The sequence below is a fragment of the Kitasatospora sp. NPDC059646 genome (assembly GCF_042734615.1).
Lineage (GTDB): Bacteria > Actinomycetota > Actinomycetes > Streptomycetales > Streptomycetaceae > Kitasatospora.
The window spans coordinates 39,816-59,034 of sequence record NZ_JBHWDS010000021.1 but is presented as its reverse complement, the minus strand read 5'-3'; the positions used below and the strand labels follow the sequence as shown (position 1 = coordinate 59,034).

General features: G+C 76.0%; 16 protein-coding genes. 9 read left to right on the top strand and 7 right to left on the bottom strand.

All coding sequences use genetic code 11. The annotated features are described in order from the left end of the window. Window position 1: 1 nt before the first annotated feature. A complete protein-coding gene (locus ACFV1L_RS17395; protein ID WP_380366703.1) occupies window positions 2-1,690 on the bottom strand; it encodes a GAF domain-containing protein in 1,689 nt (562 codons plus the stop codon). Window positions 1,691-1,901: 211 nt separating this feature from the next. Between ACFV1L_RS17395 and ACFV1L_RS17390 the strand changes: the two genes are divergently transcribed. Continuing rightward, complete coding sequence (locus ACFV1L_RS17390; protein ID WP_380366701.1) at window positions 1,902-2,945, top strand: zinc-dependent alcohol dehydrogenase family protein; 1,044 nt, start codon at window positions 1,902-1,904, stop codon at window positions 2,943-2,945. A gap of 17 nt (window positions 2,946-2,962) precedes the next feature. Next, window positions 2,963-3,646 carry a pyridoxamine 5'-phosphate oxidase family protein gene (locus tag ACFV1L_RS17385; RefSeq protein ID WP_380366699.1) on the top strand — a complete coding sequence of 228 codons (684 nt, stop codon included), beginning with the start codon at window positions 2,963-2,965 and terminating at the stop codon, window positions 3,644-3,646. Window positions 3,647-3,673: 27 nt separating this feature from the next. Here ACFV1L_RS17385 and ACFV1L_RS17380 read toward each other — a convergent pair whose 3' ends face one another. Continuing rightward, window positions 3,674-5,089, bottom strand: a complete 1,416-nt coding sequence (locus ACFV1L_RS17380) for an MBL fold metallo-hydrolase RNA specificity domain-containing protein (protein ID WP_380366697.1) — start codon at window positions 5,087-5,089, stop codon at window positions 3,674-3,676. 93 nt (window positions 5,090-5,182) lie between these two features. After that, a complete protein-coding gene (locus ACFV1L_RS17375) occupies window positions 5,183-5,737 on the bottom strand; it encodes a hypothetical protein (protein ID WP_380366695.1) in 555 nt (184 codons plus the stop codon). Window positions 5,738-6,809: 1,072 nt separating this feature from the next. Between ACFV1L_RS17375 and ACFV1L_RS17370 the strand changes: the two genes are divergently transcribed. The 5 genes from ACFV1L_RS17370 to ACFV1L_RS17350 all read left to right on the top strand — a co-directional run bounded on the left by ACFV1L_RS17370 (window position 6,810) and on the right by ACFV1L_RS17350 (window position 12,406). Continuing rightward, window positions 6,810-7,850, top strand: coding sequence for a zinc-binding alcohol dehydrogenase family protein (locus tag ACFV1L_RS17370; RefSeq protein ID WP_380366694.1), 1,041 nt, complete (start codon window positions 6,810-6,812; stop codon window positions 7,848-7,850). 140 nt (window positions 7,851-7,990) lie between these two features. Continuing rightward, window positions 7,991-9,190, top strand: coding sequence for an FAD-dependent oxidoreductase (locus tag ACFV1L_RS17365; protein ID WP_380366692.1), 1,200 nt, complete (start codon window positions 7,991-7,993; stop codon window positions 9,188-9,190). 88 nt (window positions 9,191-9,278) lie between these two features. Beyond that, window positions 9,279-10,706: a rhodanese-like domain-containing protein gene (locus ACFV1L_RS17360; RefSeq protein WP_380366690.1), complete on the top strand. Its 1,428-nt coding sequence runs from the start codon at window positions 9,279-9,281 to the stop codon at window positions 10,704-10,706. After that, window positions 10,703-11,497 (top strand): sulfite exporter TauE/SafE family protein, encoded by a 795-nt coding sequence (locus ACFV1L_RS17355; protein WP_380366688.1) that lies wholly within the window; start codon window positions 10,703-10,705, stop codon window positions 11,495-11,497. The genes ACFV1L_RS17360 and ACFV1L_RS17355 overlap by 4 nt, the downstream gene beginning before the upstream one ends. Before the next feature lie 129 nt (window positions 11,498-11,626). Next, window positions 11,627-12,406, top strand: a complete 780-nt coding sequence (locus ACFV1L_RS17350; protein ID WP_380366686.1) for a GntR family transcriptional regulator — start codon at window positions 11,627-11,629, stop codon at window positions 12,404-12,406. A gap of 46 nt (window positions 12,407-12,452) precedes the next feature. On the opposite strand, the gene ACFV1L_RS17345 is transcribed toward ACFV1L_RS17350, so the two are convergent. The 3 genes from ACFV1L_RS17345 to ACFV1L_RS17335 form a co-directional block, all read right to left on the bottom strand. Further along, a complete protein-coding gene (locus ACFV1L_RS17345) occupies window positions 12,453-13,595 on the bottom strand; it encodes a homoserine O-acetyltransferase (RefSeq protein WP_380366684.1) in 1,143 nt (380 codons plus the stop codon). Window positions 13,596-13,603: 8 nt separating this feature from the next. Further along, a complete protein-coding gene (locus tag ACFV1L_RS17340; RefSeq protein WP_380366682.1) occupies window positions 13,604-14,914 on the bottom strand; it encodes a bifunctional o-acetylhomoserine/o-acetylserine sulfhydrylase in 1,311 nt (436 codons plus the stop codon). Between the two features lie 237 nt (window positions 14,915-15,151). Next, window positions 15,152-16,036 carry a LysR family transcriptional regulator gene (locus ACFV1L_RS17335; protein WP_380366680.1) on the bottom strand — a complete coding sequence of 295 codons (885 nt, stop codon included), beginning with the start codon at window positions 16,034-16,036 and terminating at the stop codon, window positions 15,152-15,154. A 92-nt stretch (window positions 16,037-16,128) separates the two neighbouring features. Here ACFV1L_RS17335 and ACFV1L_RS17330 point away from each other — a divergent pair, with 92 nt between their 5' ends. Next, window positions 16,129-17,061: an EamA family transporter gene (locus tag ACFV1L_RS17330; protein ID WP_380366678.1), complete on the top strand. Its 933-nt coding sequence runs from the start codon at window positions 16,129-16,131 to the stop codon at window positions 17,059-17,061. Between the two features lie 36 nt (window positions 17,062-17,097). Here the strand turns inward: ACFV1L_RS17330 and ACFV1L_RS17325 are convergent, their stop codons facing one another. Further along, window positions 17,098-18,135, bottom strand: a complete 1,038-nt coding sequence (locus ACFV1L_RS17325; protein ID WP_380366676.1) for an NlpC/P60 family protein — start codon at window positions 18,133-18,135, stop codon at window positions 17,098-17,100. A 189-nt stretch (window positions 18,136-18,324) separates the two neighbouring features. Between ACFV1L_RS17325 and ACFV1L_RS17320 the strand changes: the two genes are divergently transcribed. Then, on the top strand, window positions 18,325-19,185 hold the full coding sequence (locus ACFV1L_RS17320) for a DUF4253 domain-containing protein (protein ID WP_380366674.1): 861 nt from the start codon (window positions 18,325-18,327) through the stop codon (window positions 19,183-19,185). Window positions 19,186-19,219 lie beyond the last annotated feature (34 nt).

Here is a 19,219-nt window from a genome sequence, read left to right as displayed (position 1 = left end):
GTCAGCCGGCGCCCAGCGGCACCCGCCACAGCAGCTCGGTGCCGCCACCCGGCCGGGCACGGGCCCGGAACTCGCCGCCCAGCGCCGCGGCCCGCTCGGCGAGGTTCGCCAGCCCGCTGCGCCGCCCGCCCTCGGGCAGGCCCACCCCGTCGTCGGCGACGGTGACGGCGAGGTGCCGGCCGTCCGACTCGACCGCGACGTCCACGGCGCTCGCCTTCGCGTGCCGGGCGGCGTTCGACAGCGCCTCCTGCACGACGGCGGCGGCCTGCTCCGCCACCTCCCGGGGCACGCCCGTGTCGAGGAGCCCGGCCATCCGCAGCGCCGGGGCGAAGCCCAGCAGCGGAGCGGCCCGCTCGACGGCGTCCGCCACGGCGGCGCGCAGCCCGTGGCCGGCCGGCCCGCCCTCGCGCAGCCGCAGGCCGAAGATGGTGGCGCGGACGGTCCGGGCGGTCTCGTCGAGTTCGTCGATGGCCCGCAGCACGCGCTCCCGGGCCTCCGGGTGGTCGATGAACCGGGTCGCGCTCTGCAACGTCATGCCGACCGCGAACAGGCGCTGGATCGCCAGGTCGTGCAGGTCGCGGGCGATCCGGTCGCGTTCCCGCAGCAGCGCGACCTGCTCCGCGTCGCGGCGCCGCTCGGCGAGCTCCATGGCGACGGCGGCCTGCCCGGCGAACGCGACCAGCGGCGTCGACTCCTCCGGTTCGAACCGCGGCGCGCCCTCCGTCCTCGCCAGCATCAGGACGCCGCGCACGCCCAGCTCGGCGGTGCCGATCGGCACCGCCAGCGCGGGACCGAGGCCCTCCCAGCGGGGCGGGCCCGCGGTGATCCGCGGGTCCCTGCCGACGTCGGCGCTGGTGACCGGGGCGCCGGAGCGGGCCGCCGCGCCCATGAACGAGCCCTCCAGCGGCAGCACCAGGCCGCTGTGCGCGGCCGCGCCCACGCCGACGGCGAGCCGCACCTCCAGCTCGTTGCTGCCCGGCACCGGCAGCGCGACCACCGCCAGGTCCGCGCGGGCCACCTCCGCGGCCCGGGACACCAGCAGGTCGAGCACCTCCTGCTCGGAGCTGCCCGACAGCAGGCTGTTGGTGACCGCGGCACCGGCCGCCAGCCACTGCTCCCGCAGCCGGGCCCGGGCGTACAGCCGGGCGTTCTCGATGGCCACGCCCGCGGCGACCGCGAGGGTCTCCAGCACCGCCTCGTCCTCGGCGTCGAACTCGTCGGCCCCGCGCTTCTCGGTCAGATACAGGTTCCCGAACACCCTGCCGCGGATCCGGATCGGCACGCCGAGGAAGCTGCGCATCGGCGGATGGTTCGGCGGGAAGCCGTACGAGGCCGGGTGGTCGGCGATCCGGGACAGCCGCAGCGGCTCGGGCCGGCGGATCAGCTCGCCGAGGATGCCGTGGCCCGCCGGCAGGTGGCCGATCCGCCGGGCCTGCTCCTCGGAGACGCCGACCGGAACGAACTGCGACAGCCGCCGGTCCTCGCCGATCACGCCGAGCGCCCCGTACTCGGCGTCGACCAGCCTCACCGCGGCCTCCACGATGTGCCGCAGCACCTGTGTCAGGTCCAGGTCCCGGCCGATCGCGAGAACCGCCTCCAGCAGGCTGTGCACCCGGTCGCGGGTGCCGCGCGCGGCGTCCAGCCGGCTCTGCAGCTCCTCCAGCAGCTCGTCCAGCCTGAGCTGCGGCAACGGAGCCGGACCGGGACTCTCTTCGGCGTTGCCCACCGTGATCCTCCGGGCTCGGTGACGGCGCCTTCCAGCGTAGGCGCGGCCCCGCCGGGCCGCCGTCGGATGGGGCCGGTCGGCCCCCGACGGGACCTGGCAGGCCCATGGCCCGCGGCGCGGCCGCGGCCAGGCTGGAAGTGGAAGCGCGCGCCACCGGCGGAGGAGTGTGAGAGCGATGCTGGCCCTGACCTACCACGGACCCGGCCGCCGCACCTGGGGAGAGGTCCCGTTCCCGGTGCTCCGGGCACCCGAGGACGCGATCGTCCGGGTCGACGCCGTCACCATCTGCGGCACCGACCTGCACATCCTCAAGGGCGACGTGCCCGAGGTCGCCGACGGGCGGGTGCTCGGCCACGAGGCCGTCGGCACCGTCGTCGAGACCGGCAGCGCCGTGCGCACCGTGGCGACCGGCGACCGGGTCCTGGTCTCCTGCATCTCGGCCTGCGGCCGCTGCGGCTACTGCCGGCGCGCCATGTTCGGACAGTGCACCGGCGGCGGCGGATGGATCCTCGGGCACCTGGTCGACGGCACCCAGGCCGAGTACGTGCGCACCCCCTTCGCCGACAACTCGCTGCACCCGCTGCCGGACACCGTCGACGACGAGACCGCGCTGCTGTTCGCCGACATCCTGCCCACCGCGTACGAGGTCGGGGTCCGCAACGGCCGGGTCGGCCCCGGGAGCACCGTGGCGGTGGTCGGCGCCGGACCGATCGGGCTCGCCGCGATCGCCGCCGCCCGGCTGTACAGCCCGCGCCGGATCGTCGCCGTCGACCTGGCGGAGAACCGGCTCGCCGCCGCCGAACGGGCCGGCGCCGACGAGGTGCTGACCGGCGGCGGCGACACCGACGCCGCGCTGCGCGCGCTCGGCCCGGACGGGCTCGGCGTCGACGTGGCGATCGAGGCGGTCGGCGTCCCGGAGACCTTCGAGCTCTGCACCCGCGCGGTGCGCCCGGGGGGACGGGTCGCCAACGTCGGCGTGCACGGCAAGCCCGCCGTGCTGCACCTGGAGGACCTGTGGATCAAGGACGTCACCATCACCACGGGCCTGGTCGACACCAGCAGCACCCCGCTGCTGCTCGGCCTGCTCGCCGCGAAGCGGCTCGACGTCGGCGGCCTGGTCACCCACCGGTTCGGCCTCGGCGAGATGCCGGAGGCCTACGACGTGTTCGCCGACGCCGCCGGCACCGGCGCGCTCAAGGTCGCCCTGTTCCGCACCTGACCCCGGAGGTGGTCTCCGTGCCCACCCACCCGCGGACCGACCCGTCCGCCGCCGAGACGATCGCCCGCCGGATCGCCGAGCGCGAGGCCGGGCTCGGCCTCGACCGGGACGTGCTGGCCCGCGAGGCCGGCATGTCCCGCCGGTACCTGGAGTACCTGACGTCCGTCGGGCCCGGGTTCGACCCCAACGGCTTCCTGCGGATCGCCGCCGCCCTCGGCCTGTCCTACCGGGAACTCGTCGACGGCCGCGCCGACCTGCCGCCCGGGCAGGCACCGCCCGCGCCCCGGCCGGTGCTGCTCCGGCTCACCGAGGAGCAGTGCTGGGAGAAGATCGGCGCCCGGGGCGTCGGCCGGATCGCCCTGCCCGGCGAGGCCGGGCCGGCCGTCTTCCCCGTCAACTACACCGTCGACCGCGGCACCGTCGTCTACCGCACCCACGAGAACGGCGCCGCAGCCCCGGCGCCCGGCAGCGCGGTGTCCTTCGAGGTCGACCGGATCGACGACCGGCGCAGCAACGGCTGGAGCGTGCTGATCACCGGCACCGCCGAACGGATCGACGACCGGGAGACGCTGCAGCGGCTGATGCGCGACCTCGCCGTCCAGCCCTGGGCGGGCGGTGCGCGCACGCTGTGGATCCGGATCCGGCCGGAGTCCGTCGGCGGACGCCGGATCACCAGCACGCCCCCCGGCGACCAGGACTGAACCCGGGCCGGCCGTCCCGTCCGCCCGTCAGCGGACCAGGACGCGTTCGCCGGAGCGCGGCACGACGGCCGTCCAGCCGAGCTCGCGGTCGATCCGGTCGCGCAGCGCCTGCGAGCCGTCCGGTTCGCCGTGCACCAGGTAGGTCGCGGAGGGGGCGGGCGCCGGGCGCAGCCAGTCGACGATCTCGGCGGCGTCCGCGTGCGCCGAGAACGCCGGGACGTCGACCACCTCCGCCCGGACCGGCACGTAGGTCCCGTACATCTTGAGGACCCGGGCGCCGTCGACCAGGTCGCGGGCGCGGGTGCCCGCGGCCGCGTAGCCGACCACGACGACGGTGTTGCGGGGGTCGGGCAGCAGCCGCCGCAGGTGGCGGACGACACGGCCGCCGGTGGCCATGCCGGAGGCGGACACCAGGACGGCGGGCAGCGGCGAGCTCTCCAGCTCCAGCGACTCCTGGAGGGAGCGGACCGGCCGGAAGGGCTCCGGGCCGATCGCCGCCTCGCCCTGCGCGAGGACCTCCGGGCGCAGTTCGGGGGACCGCTCGGTGAAGGCGTCCCGGTAGATGCGAAGGGTGGCGAGCGCCATCGGGCTGTCCACGAACACCGGGACGCCGGCGGGCAGCCGGCCGGTGCGGCGCAGCCCGGCGAGCTCGTGCAGGATCACCTCGGTGCGGTCGACGGCGAAGGACGGCACCACGACCGTCCCGCCGCGGGCCAGGGTGCGTTCGACCGCCTCGGCGAACCGCTCGCGGGCGGCGCTCTCCTCGTGCCGCCGGTTGCCGTAGGTGGACTCCACCAGCAGCGCGTCGGCACCGGTGAAGGGCTCGGGCGGGTTCAGCAGCGGGTGGACGGGGCGGCCGAGGTCGCCGCTGACCGCGAGGGTGCCGCCGTCCTCCAGGGCCAGGTGCACCCACGAGGAGCCGAGGATGTGCCCGGCCCGGTGCAGGCGCAGCACCGTCCGCTCGGCGATCTCCACCTCGCTGCCGTGCGGCACCGGGACGAAGCGGGCGAGGGTCCGCTCGACGTCGTCCTCGGTGTAGAGCGGCAGTGCCGGGCGGTGCTTGGACCAGCCGTTCCGGTTGGCGTGGTCGGCCTCCTCGCGCTGCAGGCGGGCGCTGTCGCGGAGGATCAGCTCGGCGATCCGGGCGGTGTACGGGGTGGTGAACACCGGGCCGCGGAAGCCGTCCGCGACCAGCTTGGGCAGGTGGCCGCAGTGGTCGAGGTGGGCGTGGGTGAGCACCGCGCAGTGCACGTCGGCGGGGTCGAGCGGCAGCGGACGCCGGTTGCGGCGGCGCAGCTCGGCCGGGCCCTGGAACAGCCCGCAGTCGACCATCACGCGGGCGTGGTCGGTCTCGACGAGGAACTTGCTGCCGGTGACGGTGCCGACACCGCCGAGGAAGGTGAGCAGTCCCGGCCGGGGCGCCGGGGCGGGCTGGTTCTCCATCGGAACCTCCTGGTTCTCCACCGCCCCAGCATCCGCCGGACACCGCCGCACCGCAGCGCACGCCGCCGGGTCCGCCCGGGCCGTGACGGCGCGTCAGCTCGGCTGGCGGCGGGTCCAGTGCGGCTCGACCAGCAGCCACTCGGCGTCCCAGCGGGCGTAGCGGCGGCGATCGAGGACGCACCGTCCGCCGTCCCGGACCAGGACGCCGACCAGCGGCAGGGTGGCGCCGGTCAGCAGGGCCGCGATCCAGGCCGTCGCGACGGCCTGGCCGGTGGTGGCCGGCGCGCGGACGACCGCGCCGGCGGCGTCCAGCCAGATCCGCACCTCGGCGCCGGCGCGCTCGCCGGGGACGACCCGGGCGACGGCCCGGTGGGAGGTGCCGTCGGCGGTCCAGGTGACGGTGGCCGGGACCGTCGCGGTGCCGGCCCCGACCGGGACGTCCTCGGTCAGCCGCGCCGTCACCGGATGCCGGGACGCGGCCTCCGCCCGGGCGGCCCGGGCCTGGTCGTGATGGACCGCCAGGCCGACGGCGAGGGCCATCGGCAGGCCGGCCACCGCCAGGGCCAACGCCAGCGCGGTCAGCCACCACTGGACCCGGTCGCTGCCCCGCCGGAGCGGGTTCTTCCGTTGCCGCAGACGCCTGCGCATGACGTCGCCTCCTCCTCGGTCCACCGTGGCCCGTCCCTGCCACCAGACTCCCCCCGCCGGCCGCGGCGGCACATGGGTCCGAACGGCCCTTTTCGAGGGGCAAGGGGCCCGTAGGGCGGGTCGGCGGGCCGGTCCGCTCACCCGCCCTGGACCAGAACGCGAGGTGCACGGTCGGCCACGCTCGCGGGACGGAACCGGACGAGGCGGCCCCTGGAGCGCTGTGCCGGGTGCCGGACGAGGCTCTGGAGCCGCTGTGCCGGCGCTGCCGGAGCGCGACTCGGGCGGCCGCCCGGGGACGGTCGCCGCAGCGGAGCAGGCCGCCCGGGCGGCACCGGTCGGTGGCGCGGACAGCCCGAGCGCCTCGGTGCGCCGGCCGGGAGGGACGCTCCGGAGGCGCGGCGGCTGCCGGCCGAACCGGAGCAGGAACTCCGGCGGGTGCTGCGGCTGCCCGTCGTCGAGGCCGCGACCGGGCGCCGGCCCGGTACGCCCTGCGGGACCTGCCGGACGGCCGACCCGACCCGATCGCGGCGGCCGGGCCGTTCGGCTTCGAGCCGCGCGCCGCCCACGACCCCACCTCGCCGCTGCGGCCGGTTCGCGGACGGCCGCTGGGCGTGGCGGGTCGGCAGGAGCGCGGCGGACGGGCCGAGGGGGGAGTGGGTGGCGGGGCGGTACGGCCGGGCCCTCCGGTCTGCCGACCGGTCCGGCGGGTGGGGAGCGCGCTCGGTGATCCCGCCGCGCCGCGCGGCGGGCCGAGGGGCTGGTGGCCGACGGGTGGGGAGCGTGTTTCGGGGCCGCGGTGCCGTTGAGGCCGGTTCGTGACGGCCGGTGCGCGCGGCGGGCCGACGGGGGAGTTGGTGTCCGAGCGGCAGGAATCGGTCATCCGGTTCGCCGACCTGTCCGGCGGGTGCGGAGCGCGCTCGGCGGTGCCACCTCGCCGCTGTGGCCGGTGCGCGGGGGCCGAGGGGCGGCACGGGAGCGGGTGGGGGAGCAGGCTGGGGGGAGGAGCCGAGTCCGTCCGCTGCCCACGGATCGCCGTCGCTGTCGGGCGGGCGCCGAGAGGCGGGAGGACGCGATGCGCGGCACGGAGTCGTCGGTCGGGGCGGCGGGCGCCTGGGTGGTGGACCGGCCCGGTCCGGTGGGGTCGGGGGGCGGGGCCGGGCCGCTCGGGTGGGAGCGGCGGCCTCCGCCGGTGCCCGGGGCGGGGGAGATCCTGGTGGAGGTGGAGGCGTGCGGTGTGTGCCGCACCGACCTGCACCTCGCGGAGGGCGACCTGCCGCCGCACCTGCCCCGGTGCACACCGGGCCACGAGGCGGTCGGGCAGGTGGTGTCGACCGGCCCTGGGGTGACGGAGTTCGCGGTCGGCGACCGGGCCGGGGTGGCCTGGCTGGCCGGGACGTGCGGCCGGTGCCGGTACTGCCGCAGCGGGCGGGAGAACCTGTGCCCGGAGTCGACGTACACCGGTTGGGACCGGCACGGGGGCTATGCCGATGCCATCACCGCCGACGCCCGGTTCGCCTACCGGCTGCCGGAGGGGCCGCCGGCCGAGGAACTCGCGCCGCTGCTGTGCGCCGGGATCATCGGCCACCGGGCGCTGGAGCGGGCCGAGTTGCCCGAGGGCGGGCTGCTCGGCATCTACGGCTTCGGCGCGTCCGCGCACCTGACCGCGCAGGTCGCGCTGGCGCGGGGCGCGCGGCTGGCCGTGTTCACCCGCGGCGCGGCCGCCCGGGGCCTGGCGCGGGAACTCGGTGCGGGCTTCGCCGGCGACTCGTACGACCCGCCGCCGGAACCGCTGGACGCGGCGATCCTGTTCGCGCCCGCAGGCGAACTCGTGCCGGTCGCCCTGGCCGCGCTGGACCGGGGCGGCACCCTGGCGGTCGCCGGCATCCACCTCACCGACATCCCCGTCCTGAACTACCGGCAGCACCTGTTCCAGGAGCGGTCGCTGCGCAGCGTCACCGCCAACACCCGGGCCGACGGCCGGGCGTTCCTGGCGGAGGCCGCCCGGGTGCGGCCGACGGTCCGGGTCGTGCGCTACCCGCTGCGGCGCGCGGACGCGGCGCTCGCGGACCTCGCCGCCGATCGGGTGACGGGCGTCGCGGTTCTCGTCCCGTAACGCCGGGAGAGCGGGCCGCGGATTGCCTCCGAGGCAAATGTACGGACAATTCCAGAGGGATTTGCCCTGGTGTCTTGCGGTGGGTCGGCGGGGCGGCCTAGCTTAATGTCCGTACATTTGGCCAGGCCGGGGAGGCCCCTTTGACCAGCAAGCATCACCGGATCGTGATCATCGGCGGCGGGACCGCCGGAATCTCGGTCGCCGCCCGGCTCCGACGGGCCGGGGAACGGGACGTCGCGGTGCTCGACCCGAGCGACCGGCACTACTACCAGCCGCTGTGGACGCTGGTCGGCGGCGGGCGGGCGCCGCTCGCGGAGAGCATCCGGCCGCAGGCGTCCGTCATGCCCAAAGGCGTGACGTGGATACGCCGCGCCGCCGTCGCCGTCGACCCCGAGGCCCGGGAGGTGACGCTGGACGACGGCGGCACGGTCTCCTACCAGCAGCTCGTGGTCTGCCCCGGCATCCAGCTGGACTGGGACCGGGTGCCGGGCCTGGAGGCGGGGCTCGGCAAGGACGGCCTGTCCAGCAACTACCTGCCGCAGCACGCCCCCGCGACCTGGCGCTTCATCCGCGAGACCCGCTCCGGCAGCGCGGTGTTCAGCATGCCGACGGGCGCCATCAAGTGCGGCGGCGCACCGCAGAAGATCGCGTACCTGGCCGCCGACCACTGGCGCAAGGAGGGCGTGCTCGGCAACATCGACGTCCACCTGGTGATCCCCGGCGCGGCCATCTTCGGCGTCCCGGAGTTCGCCCGCGTGCTGGACGACGTGGTGCGCCGGTACGGCATCAAGGTCCACTACGGCAGCGAGGTCACCGAGGTGCGCCCCGGCTCGCGCGAGGTGGTCGTCACCGACCTGGCCACCGGCGGCACGACGACGCTGCCCTACGACGTCGCCCACCTGGTGCCGCCGCAGAGCGCCCCGGACTGGGTCAAGCGCAGCCCGCTCGCCGGCGCCGACGACCCGGCCGGCTACGTCGAGATCGACAAGCACACCATGCGGCACGTCCGCCACCCCGACGTGTGGGCGCTGGGCGACGCCGGATCGTCCCCGAACTCCAAGACCGGCGCCGCGGTGCGCAAGCAGGCGCCCGTCCTGGTCGAGAACCTGCTCGCCGCCCTGAACGGCCGCCCGCCCACGGCCTCCTACGACGGCTACTCCTCCTGCCCGCTGACCACCGCCCGCAACAAGATGCTGCTCGCCGAGTTCGACTACAGCGGTCGGCCCGCCCCGTCGATCCCGCTGATCGACACCGTCCGCGAGCGCACCGACATGTGGCACCTCAAGCGGCGCGGACTGCCGTTCCTCTACTGGAACCTGATGCTCCGCGGCCTCGCCTGACCCCCGCCGCGCGACCCCCCTTCACGCCCCGTCCACCAGGCCGCAGGCCGCCCGGGGCGCAACCACCCACCCTCCTCAGGAGTTTGAGATGACGACGCCTGCCTCCGGGCCGCTGGTCCTCGTGCAGTTCTACCTCGACTGCCTCTCCCACGCCTCGTACCTGGTCGGTGACCGCACCACCGGCCGGGCCGTCGTGGTCGACCCCCAGCGCGACATCCACGCGTACCTGGAGACCGCCGAGCAGCACGGTCTGACCATCGAGCGGGTCATCGAGACCCACATCCACGCCGACTTCCTCTCCGGCCACCTGGAGCTGGCCGAGCGCACCGGCGCGCGCATCTCCTACGGCTCCGTCGCCGAACTCGACTTCGACACCGACCCGCTGGGCGACGGCGAGCGGCTCTCGCTCGGCGAGGTCGACCTGGAGATCCTGCACACCCCGGGCCACACCCCGGAGTCGATCTGCGTCGTGGTGCGCGAACACGCCGACGACGCCGTCCCGTACGGCGTGCTCACCGGCGACACGCTGTTCATCGGCGACGTCGGCCGCCCCGACCTGCTCAGCTCGCGCGGCCGCTCCGCCGAGGAGATGGGCCGCCTGCTGTACCGCTCCACCCGCGCCCTGCTCACCCTCCCCGACGACACCCGGGTCTACCCGGCGCACGGCGCCGGCTCGGCCTGCGGCAAGAACCTCTCCACCGAGCTGAGCTGCACCATCGGCAACCAGCGCCGCGACAACTACGCGCTGGCCGACATGACCGAGGACGAGTTCGTCGCCGTGGTGGCCTCCGGCCAGCCCGCCGTGCCCGCCTACTTCGCGTTCACCTCGGTGCGCAACCGCCAGGCCCGCCCGGTGCTGGACGAGGACACCGCCGTCCCCGCGCTCGCCCCGGAGGAGTTCCTCGCGGCTCGGGCGGGCGGCGCCACCGTGCTCGACACCCGGGACCCGGAGGCGTTCGCCGCCGCCCACCTGCACGGCGCGGTCAACATCCCGCTCGGCGGCCGGTTCGCCGAACTCGCCGGCCAGGTCCTCGACGCCCAGGACGCCATCGTCCTGTGCGGCGACCCGGACACCGCCGTCGAGGCCCGGAACCGGCTGGCCCGGATCGGCTTCGACCGCGTGCTGGGCGCCCTGGCCGCCCCGGTGGGCGCCGTCGACGCCGGCTGCCTGACCACCGCGACACGCCTGGAGGCCGAACAGCTCGCCGCCGAACTGGCCGGCGCCGGCAGCGAGTTCGAGCTGCTGGACGTGCGCGGCCCGGGCGAGGTGCGGGACAACGGCACCATCCCCGGCGCCCGGCTGGTCCCGCTGCCGGAACTGCTCGCCCGGCTCGGCGAACTGCCGACCGGCCGGCCGCTGACCGTGATCTGCGCCAGCGGCAACCGCTCCTCGGTGGCCGCGTCCGTGCTGCGCGCCCGCGGCTTCGAGACCACCGACCTGCGCGGCGGCTTCGGCGCCTGGCACGGCGAGGTCGCCCGCCCCGCCGACAGCGCCCCGGACGGCGTCACGGCGTGAGCGTGCTGATCACCGCTCTGCTCTGCGGAGCCGTGGTCGGCGTGGCGCTCGGCGCGCTCGGCGGCGGCGGGGGAGTGCTCGCGGTCCCGGCCCTGGTGTACCTGCTGGGCGTCGCGCCCGCCGAGGCCGGGACGACCAGCCTGGTCATCGTCACCGCCACCACCGTCACCGCGCTGCTCCGCCACGCCGGCACCGGGAACGTCCGGTGGCGGACCGGCACGCTGTTCGCCGCGGCCGGCGTCCTCCCGGCGATCGGGACGTCCGTGCTGGCCCACCGCATCCCGCAGTCGGTGCTGACCGGCGCGTTCGCCGTGCTGGCCGCCGTGGCCGCCGCGGCCATGCTGCGCGGTGCCCGGACGGCGCGGCGGGCACCCGCCGCGGACGGCGACGCCGCCGTTCCGTCCGGGCCACCGGCCGGCCGGGGCGGGCGGCTGCGGACGGTCGCGGCCGGCGCCGGACTGGGCGCGGTGACCGGGCTGCTGGGCGTCGGCGGCGGCTTCCTGGCGGTGCCCGCGCTGGTGTCGGTGCTGCGGCTGCCGATGCGCAGGGCCGTCGGCACCAGCCTGGTGGTCATCCTGATCAACTCGCTGGTCTCCCTCGCCACCCGGCTCGCGGTCTCCGGCATCTCGCTCGACCTGGCGGTGTTCGGGCCGTTCGTCGGCGCCGCGATCCTCGGCGCCTGGGACGGCAGGCGGCTGGCGGGCCGGCTCTCCGGCGCCGCGCTCCAGCGGGCGTTCGCCGCCGTCCTGCTGGCCGTCGCCGCCTTCATGCTGATCGGCGCCGCCGCCTGACGGCTCCCACGACCGCCGCCCGGGACCCGTCCCGGGCGGCGGTCGGCCGATTTTGAGCTGTCCCCCCGGAAGCACGAACATTGATCGCGTGCTGCGCACCACCCATCCGATCGACCCCAGGACGGCGCCGTGACCTCCGACCCCGGGCCCAGGCCCCTCTCCCGGTCCGCGGGCAGTCCGCTCTGGGCGCAGCTCCGCGCCGACCTGCTGCGCCGGCTCGACGAGGGCGAGTTCCGCGACGTGTTCCCCGGCGAGCACGACCTGGTCGCCGAGTACGGGGTCAGCCGGCACACGGTCCGCGAGGCGCTGCGGGGGCTCCGCGAGGAGGGCCTGGTCAGCGCCGGGCGCGGCAGGGCCTCCCGGTTCACCGCCAGCCGCCCGCTGGAGCAGGACGTCGGCGAGGGGTACAGCCTGTTCCGCTCCGTCGAGGAGGTCGGCGCCGTCCAGCGCAGCGTGGTGCGGGCGCTCGACCGGCGGGCCGACGGCGTGATCGCCGCCCGGCTGGGCCTGGAGGAGTCGACGCCGCTGGTCTACCTGGAACGCGTCCGGCTGGCCGACGAGGAGCCCCTCGCGGTGGACCGGATCTGGCTCCCGGCGGACGTGGCCGCGCCGCTGCTGGACGTCGACTTCACCCACACCTCGCTGTACGACGAGCTCGAACGCCACTGCGGCAGCCGGATCTGCGGCGGCTGGGAGCGGATCCGCGCCGTCGTCCCCGGGCGGGGGGAGCGGATCCTGCTCGACTGCCCGGAGACCACGGCGCTGCTCGCGATCGACCGGCTCGGCCGTGACGACGGCGGCCGCCTGATCGAGTGGCGCCAGACCCTGGTCCGGGCGGACCGGTTCGCCGTCTCGGCGGCGTTCACCGCGCACGACTACCGGATGGGCGCCCCGGTCCAGATGGCCTGACGCCCCGCCGGCGGACCGGCGGGGCGTCAGGCCCGGCCCCGCCGCGTCAACCGCGCGGCGGCGGCAGGAGTTCGGCGAGGAGCGGCGCGACCTGCGCGGTCTCCAGCAGGAAGCCGTCGTGGCCGTGCGGGGACGCGATGGTGCGCAGTGCGTCGGCGTGCGGCAGGAGGGCCGCCAGCTCGGCCTGCTGGGCGGGCGGGTAGAGGCGGTCGGAGTCGACGGCGGCGACCAGGGCGGGCGCGGTGACGCGGCGCAGCGCGGCGGCGGTGCCGCCGCGGTCGCGGCCGAGGTCATGGGCGTTCATCGCCTCGTTGAGGACGACGTAGCTGCCCGCGTCGAACCGGCGGGCGAGCTTCGAGGCGTGGTGGTCGAGGTACGACTCGACGGCGAACCGGCCGCCGCGCCACGGGTGTTCGCCCGGTTGGGGAGCGCGGCCGAAGCGGTCGGCGAGCTCGGCCTCGCTGCGGTAGGTGATCTGGGCGAGGCGGCGGGCCAGACCGAGGCCGCGGTGCGGCCCGGCGCCGTGCGGAAGGTGGTGGTAGTCGCCGCCGTGCCAGCCCGGATCGGTGCGGATCGCGTGCAACTGCGCGGAGGCGTGGGCGATCTGCTCGGCGGAGGCGGCGGCCGCGGTGGCCAGCACCAGCAGCGCGCCGACCCGCCGAGGGTGCGTCACCGCCCATTCCAGGGCCCGCATTCCTCCCATCGACCCGCCGACCACCAGCGCCCACCGGTCGATGCCGAGCGCGTCGGCGAGCCGGACCTCGGCGGCGACCTGGTCGCGCTGGGTGAGGAAGGGGAAGCGCCCGCCCCAGGGCCGCCCGTCCGGCGCGGGCGCGGACGGACCGGTCGAGCCCTGGCAGCCGCCGAGCACGTTCGGCGCCACCACGAACCACCGGTCGGTGTCCAACGCCCGCCCGGGGCCGACCAGTTCGTCCCACCAGCCGGCCGTGGGATGGCCGGCCCCGGCGGGCCCGGCGAGGTGGCTGTCGCCGGTCAGCGCGTGCAGCACCAGCACCGCGTTGGAGCGGTCCGCCGCGAGCGTCCCCCAGGTCTCGTAGGCGAGCCGCCCGCCCGGCAGGGCACCGCCCGCCTCCAGGGCGAGCGGCCCGGGCAGCGCGAACCAGCGCCGCCCGCCGACCGGGTCGCCGTCCCGCCACGCCCCGGTGGCGGGCGGAACGGCGAGGCCCACCGCGCCGTTCAGGACGCGCCCTTCGCCGAGCGGAAGCCCGCCTCCAGGTCCGCCTTCAGGTCGGTGACGCTCTCCAGGCCGACCGACAGGCGCACCAGGCCCGGCGCGGTGCCGGTGGCCGCCAGCTGCTCGGCGTCCAGCTGGCTGTGCGTGGTGGACGCCGGGTGGATCACCAGGCTGCGCACGTCGCCGATGTTGGCGAGGTGGCTGAACAGCTCCAGCCCGTCGACGAACCGCCGCCCGGCCTCGACGCCGTCGCGGAGCTCGAAGGAGAGCACCGCGCCCGCGCCGCGCGGCAGGTAGTGCTGCGCCGCCGCGTGCCAGCGGCTGGACGGCAGGCCCGGGTAGTGGACCGCCGCCACCTCGTCGCGGGCGGCCAGCCAGCGGGCCAGCTCCAGCGCGTTGGCGGTGTGCCGCTCCAGCCGCAGCGACAGCGTCTCGATGCCCTGCAGCAGCAGGAACGCCGAGTGCGGGGACAGCGCCGGGCCGAGGTCGCGCAGCAGCTGGACGCGCAGCTTGGCGGCGAACGCGCCCGGGCCGAGGGCGTCCCAGAACCGCAGGCCGTGGTAGCTCGGGTCGGGCTCGGTGAAGCCCGGGAAGCGCGCGGGGTCGGCGCCGAAGTCGAAGGTGCCGCCGTCCACGACCACGCCGCCGATGGTGGTGCCGTGCCCGCCGAGGAACTTGGTCGCCGAGTGCACGACCACGTCCGCGCCGTGCTCGATCGGCCGCAGCAGGAACGGCGTCGGCACCGTGTTGTCGACGATCAGCGGCACCCCGGCGGCGTGCGCGACGTCGGCGACGGCGCGGACGTCCAGCACGTTGCCGCGCGGGTTGCCCAGCGACTCCGCGAACAGCGCCTTGGTGTTCGGACGGATCGCGGCCCGCCAGGCGTCCAGGTCGTCCGGGTCCTCGACGAAGCTCACCTCGATGCCGAACCGGGGCAGGGTGTGCCGCAGCAGGTTGTAGGTGCCGCCGTACAGCGAGGCCGAGGAGACCAGGTGGTCGCCCGCGGCGGCGACGGTGAGCAGCGCCAGCGTCTCGGCGGCCTGCCCGGAGGCCAGCGCGACGGCCGCCACGCCGCCCTCCAGGGAGGCCAGGCGCTGCTCCAGCACGTCGGTGGTCGGGTTGTGGATCCGGGTGTAGATGTTGCCCGGCTCGGCGAGCGAGAACAGGTCGGCGGCGTGCGCGGTGTCCCGGAACGCGAACGAGGTGGTCTGGTAGATCGGCACCGCCCGGGCCCCGGTCGCCGGGTCGGGCTGCGCGCCCGCGTGGATCTGCCGGGTCTCGAACGACCAGCCGGGGGTGCTCTGCTCGGACATGCTGCTCCTGTACGCGTGCGGGACCGGACGGCCGCACGGGGCCGTCGCGGGAGGAGGGTCGACGGGCCGCCGGACGGAGGGACGGTGGACGCAGGGCCACCGGGACGGCCGTGGCGCCAGGTAAGCACAGCGCGGGAACGGCCCGCCAGCGGATCGCCGGAGCGGACACGCGGGGACACGCGGCGACACACGGCCGAGACCTGACGGGACATCATCCGATCATCAGGTCATACGAGTTCACGAGGCCGGATCGGCCGGGACGCCCAGCAGCGCGAGGAACGCGGCGGTGGCCGGCGTGTGCCCCCCGCGGCTCCACACCACCGTCTCGACCCGGGTCGGCGCGTCCGCGACCTCGACCGCGGCCACCCCCGTCAACTGCGCCGCGTACGCGGCCGGGAGCATCGCCACCGCCAGGCCCGGGCCGACCAGGCGAGGCATGTAGGCCGCGTCGGTGACCTCGAACGCCACGTCGCGGACGAGGCCGGCCGCGCCGAACGCCAGATCGGTCTGGGCCCGCCCGGCGGTGCCCGCCGGCAGGTCGACGAACTGCTCGGCGGCCAGCTCCCGCAGCTCCACCCGGGACCGGGCGGCCAGCGGATGGTCCGGCGCGACCACCGCGACCAGTCGGCCGCGGGCCAGCTCACGGGCCGTCACCCCGTTCGGGCGCTGCGTCGGCGGCAGGCCGAGGAACGCCACGTCCAGGGCGCCCCGGCGGACCTGCTCGACCAGGTCGTCGCTGGCCCCGACCCGCAGCGAGACCCGCACCTGCGGGTGGCGCGTGCGGAAGGCGTGCAGGCCGGCCGGGATGTCCACGGCGGTGACGGTGGGGATCAGCCCGACCGCGAGCCGCCCGCGCACCTCGCCGACCGCCGCCGCCACCTCGGCCGCCGCCCGTTCCGCCGCCTCCACGCACTGCCGGGCGGCCGGCAGGAAGGCCTCGCCGGCGGCGGTCAGCCGCACCCGGCGGCTGGTGCGCTCGAACAGCCGGGCGCCCAGCTCCTGTTCGAGCCGGGAGATCTGGTGGCTGAGCGCCGACTGCACCACCAGGCAGCGCTCCGCGGCCCGGGTGAAGTTGAGCGTCTCGGCCACCGCGAGGACGTAGCGCACCTGCTGGAGCTCCATGCGGGCCATCCTGCATCCATCGCGGACCGAGATCAATGCGCTGACGAACAGGTGTTGGACTCATCGATCGGACGAACGCCAGACTCGTCGGCATGTCAGCCACCGACCGCACCACCGACCGCACCGTCCCTGCCGCGCCGGGCAGTTCGGGCCTCGGCACGCTGCCGCGCACCGCGCTCACCGCGCTCGCCCCCGCCGTCTGGGGCACCACCTACGTGGTCACCACCGAACTGCTGCCGCCCGGCCACCCGATGTTCGCCGGGCTGCTGCGCGCCCTGCCCGCCGGCCTGATCGCGCTCGCCGTCACCCGGGCGCTGCCGCGCGGCACTTGGTGGGGGAAGGCCGCCGTCCTCGGCGTGCTGAACATCGGGCTGTTCCTGCCGCTGCTGTTCACCGCGGCCGAACGCCTGCCCGGCGGGGTCGCCGGCACCCTCGCCGCCGCCCAGCCGATGGTCGTCGCCGTGCTGGCCGTCGTCGTGCTGCGTCAACGCCTGTCCGCCCGGCGGCTGTGGTGGGGCCTGGCCGGCGTGCTCGGCGTCGGACTGGTGGTGATCGGCCCGAGCGCGGCCCTGGACGCCGTCGGCGTCGCGGCCGGACTCGGCAGCGCCGCCACCATGGCGCTCGGCGTCACCCTCACCAAGCGCTGGGGCCGCCCCGAAGGCGTCTCCCCGCTCGCTCTCACCGGCTGGCAGCTCACCGCCGGCGGCCTGTTCCTGCTCCCGCTCACCGCCCTGTTCGAGGGCGCCCCGCCGGCCGTCGACGGACGGGCCGCGCTCGGCTACCTGTGGCTCGGCCTGGTCGGCGGACTGCTCACCTACGCCCTGTGGTTCCAGGGCATCGCCGTCCTCCCGGTCACCAACGTCGCGGTGCTCGCGCTGCTCTCCCCGCTGGTGGCCGCCGTACTCGGCGCGGTGGTGCTCGACCAGACGCTCGGCCCGGTCCAGCTGGTGGGCTTCGCCCTCGCGCTCGCCTCGATCGTCGCCGGACAACTCCCCGACCGCCGCCCCGCCCCCGCCCGGAGCTGACCGGCGATCGGATGCCGCGGCTCCCGCCCGGTGCCGTCAGACCCGGCGGATGGTGTTGATCGAGATGGCGTCGACCTTCATGACCTTCACCACGTCATTGGCCTTCGGCGCGTGCACCACCATGCCGTTGCCGATGTACATGGCGACGTGGCTCCGGTCGGACTTGTAGACCACCAGGTCGCCGGGCTGCGCGTTGTGCCAGTCGGTGCCCACGTTGGTGCCGACCGTCGCCTGCTCCTGCGAGGTGCGCGGCAGCGAGACGCCGGCCTTCGCGTACGCCCACACCATCAGGCCGGAGCAGTCGAAGGTGTTCGGACCGCTCGCGCCCCAGATGTAGTCCGCACCCTGCTTGCTGAGCGCGGCGTCCACCGCGACCTTGGCCGCGCCGCTGGCCTGCGGCAGGGTGGTCGGGTCGACCCGGGAGGCGCTCCGCGAGGCGGACCCGTCGTCGCCCCGGGTGATCGCGGCCCGGTCGGCGGCGGACAGCGTGGAGAGCAGCCTCTGCGCCTCCTGCAGCTTGGACTGCACGGTCGCCTTGGCCTCGTTGAGCGCCTGGGTCTGGCCGTCCAGCTCGGCGAGGACGGCCGCCGCCTCCTGCTTCTGCTGGTTCAGCCGGCGCTGCTGGTCCTGCAGCGCCTTCAGGGTGGCGGTCTGGGTGCTGGCGGCCTGGTCGAACGAGGACGCCTGGGCCAGGTACGCGTCCGGGTCGGTGGAGAGCATCAGCCGCACCGACGGATCCATCCCGCCCTGCCGGTACTGCTCGCCGGCCACCGCCGCCAGTCCGGACGCCAGCTCGGTCAACTGGTCCTGGCTGCGCGCCAGCTGGTCCTGGAGCTGGTCGGCCTGCTTGCGCAGCTGGTCGGCCCGCTCCTTGGCGCCGTTGTACTTCTCGGCCGCCTGCTCCTGCTCCTCGGCGAGCTTGTCGACCTGGGCCTTCACCTCGTTCTTGTTCGGCTGCGCGGGCGCGGCGTGCGCGGCGACCTGCGCGGAGAGGGCGATCGTGGTGGCGGCGGCACCGGTCAGGACGTACGTGCGGGCGCGGCTCGCCTGCTTCGGACGGCGATGGGAAGCCATGCGGGGCTCCTTCCTGCTGCTCCGGTCGGATGCGAGTGATCGTCCGACAATGAGTTCGATGCCAGACCGTAATCAGCCGCGGGCCCCCGCGTCCACTTCCGCAGGTCGCCGAACCCGCCGACGCACCGGACCCGCTGACGGTCGATCAGTGGTGACGTACCTGTCGGCGGGCGTCGATAGCGTGTTCGCATGAACGACGCCCACCACGATCTGCGCCGCCTGCGGCCCGACGCAGAACCGGCCGCAGTGGCAGCCCTGCTCCCCGCCGGACGGCTGGTCGGACCCGACGACAACGACCCGGACGCCCCGCCCGTCCTCTGGATGAGCGACGGGCCCGCACCCCTCGGCCTCTGGGAAGAACTCCACCGCGAGCACCCCACCAGCGGCCTGTGGCCGCTCCTGCTCGCCCCGCTCTCCACCACCGACGGCGCCTTCCGGCCCTGGGGCACCGGCGAACTCGCACCCCGCGCCGGCACCGCACCCGACCTGTACGACCCCGCCGCCCTGCTGCGCACCGGCTGGGAGTACTCCACCACCCTGGTCGACGCCGACGAGGACGGCGAGCCCCTCGACCCCGAGGAGGCCGCGGAACTCGCCGGCAGCATCGCCCCGTTCACCGACGGCTGGCCCGGCCCGGCGCCCGCCGCCGCACACCTCGGCGACCCCGACGCGGCGGCCCGCTCGCTGGCCCGCAACCTGCTCGCCGCCAACGAACACCTGCGGATCGGCCTGGTCCCCGCCGCCACCGGCGCCGAAGCGCTCACCGCCTGCGGCTGGACCGGACCGGTCAACCACGAGGACGACGTCGCCAAGGTATCCGCCGTCCTGCTCGACTGGGAGCGCCGCTACGGCACCCGCGTGGTCCAGGTCGGCTTCGCCGACCTCGAGTTGAGCGTCTCCGCCCCGCCCCGGGACGGCGACACCGCCCTCCGGATCGCCGCGGAACACCTCGCCTTCTGCCCCGACAACATCTTCCAGGGCGCCGGCTCCCTCGCCGAGTACGCCCCCGGCCTGGTCGGCGCCGACCAGTGGACCTTCTGGTGGGACTGACCGGGCCGACGGCCGCTCCGCCAAGTCCCGCTCC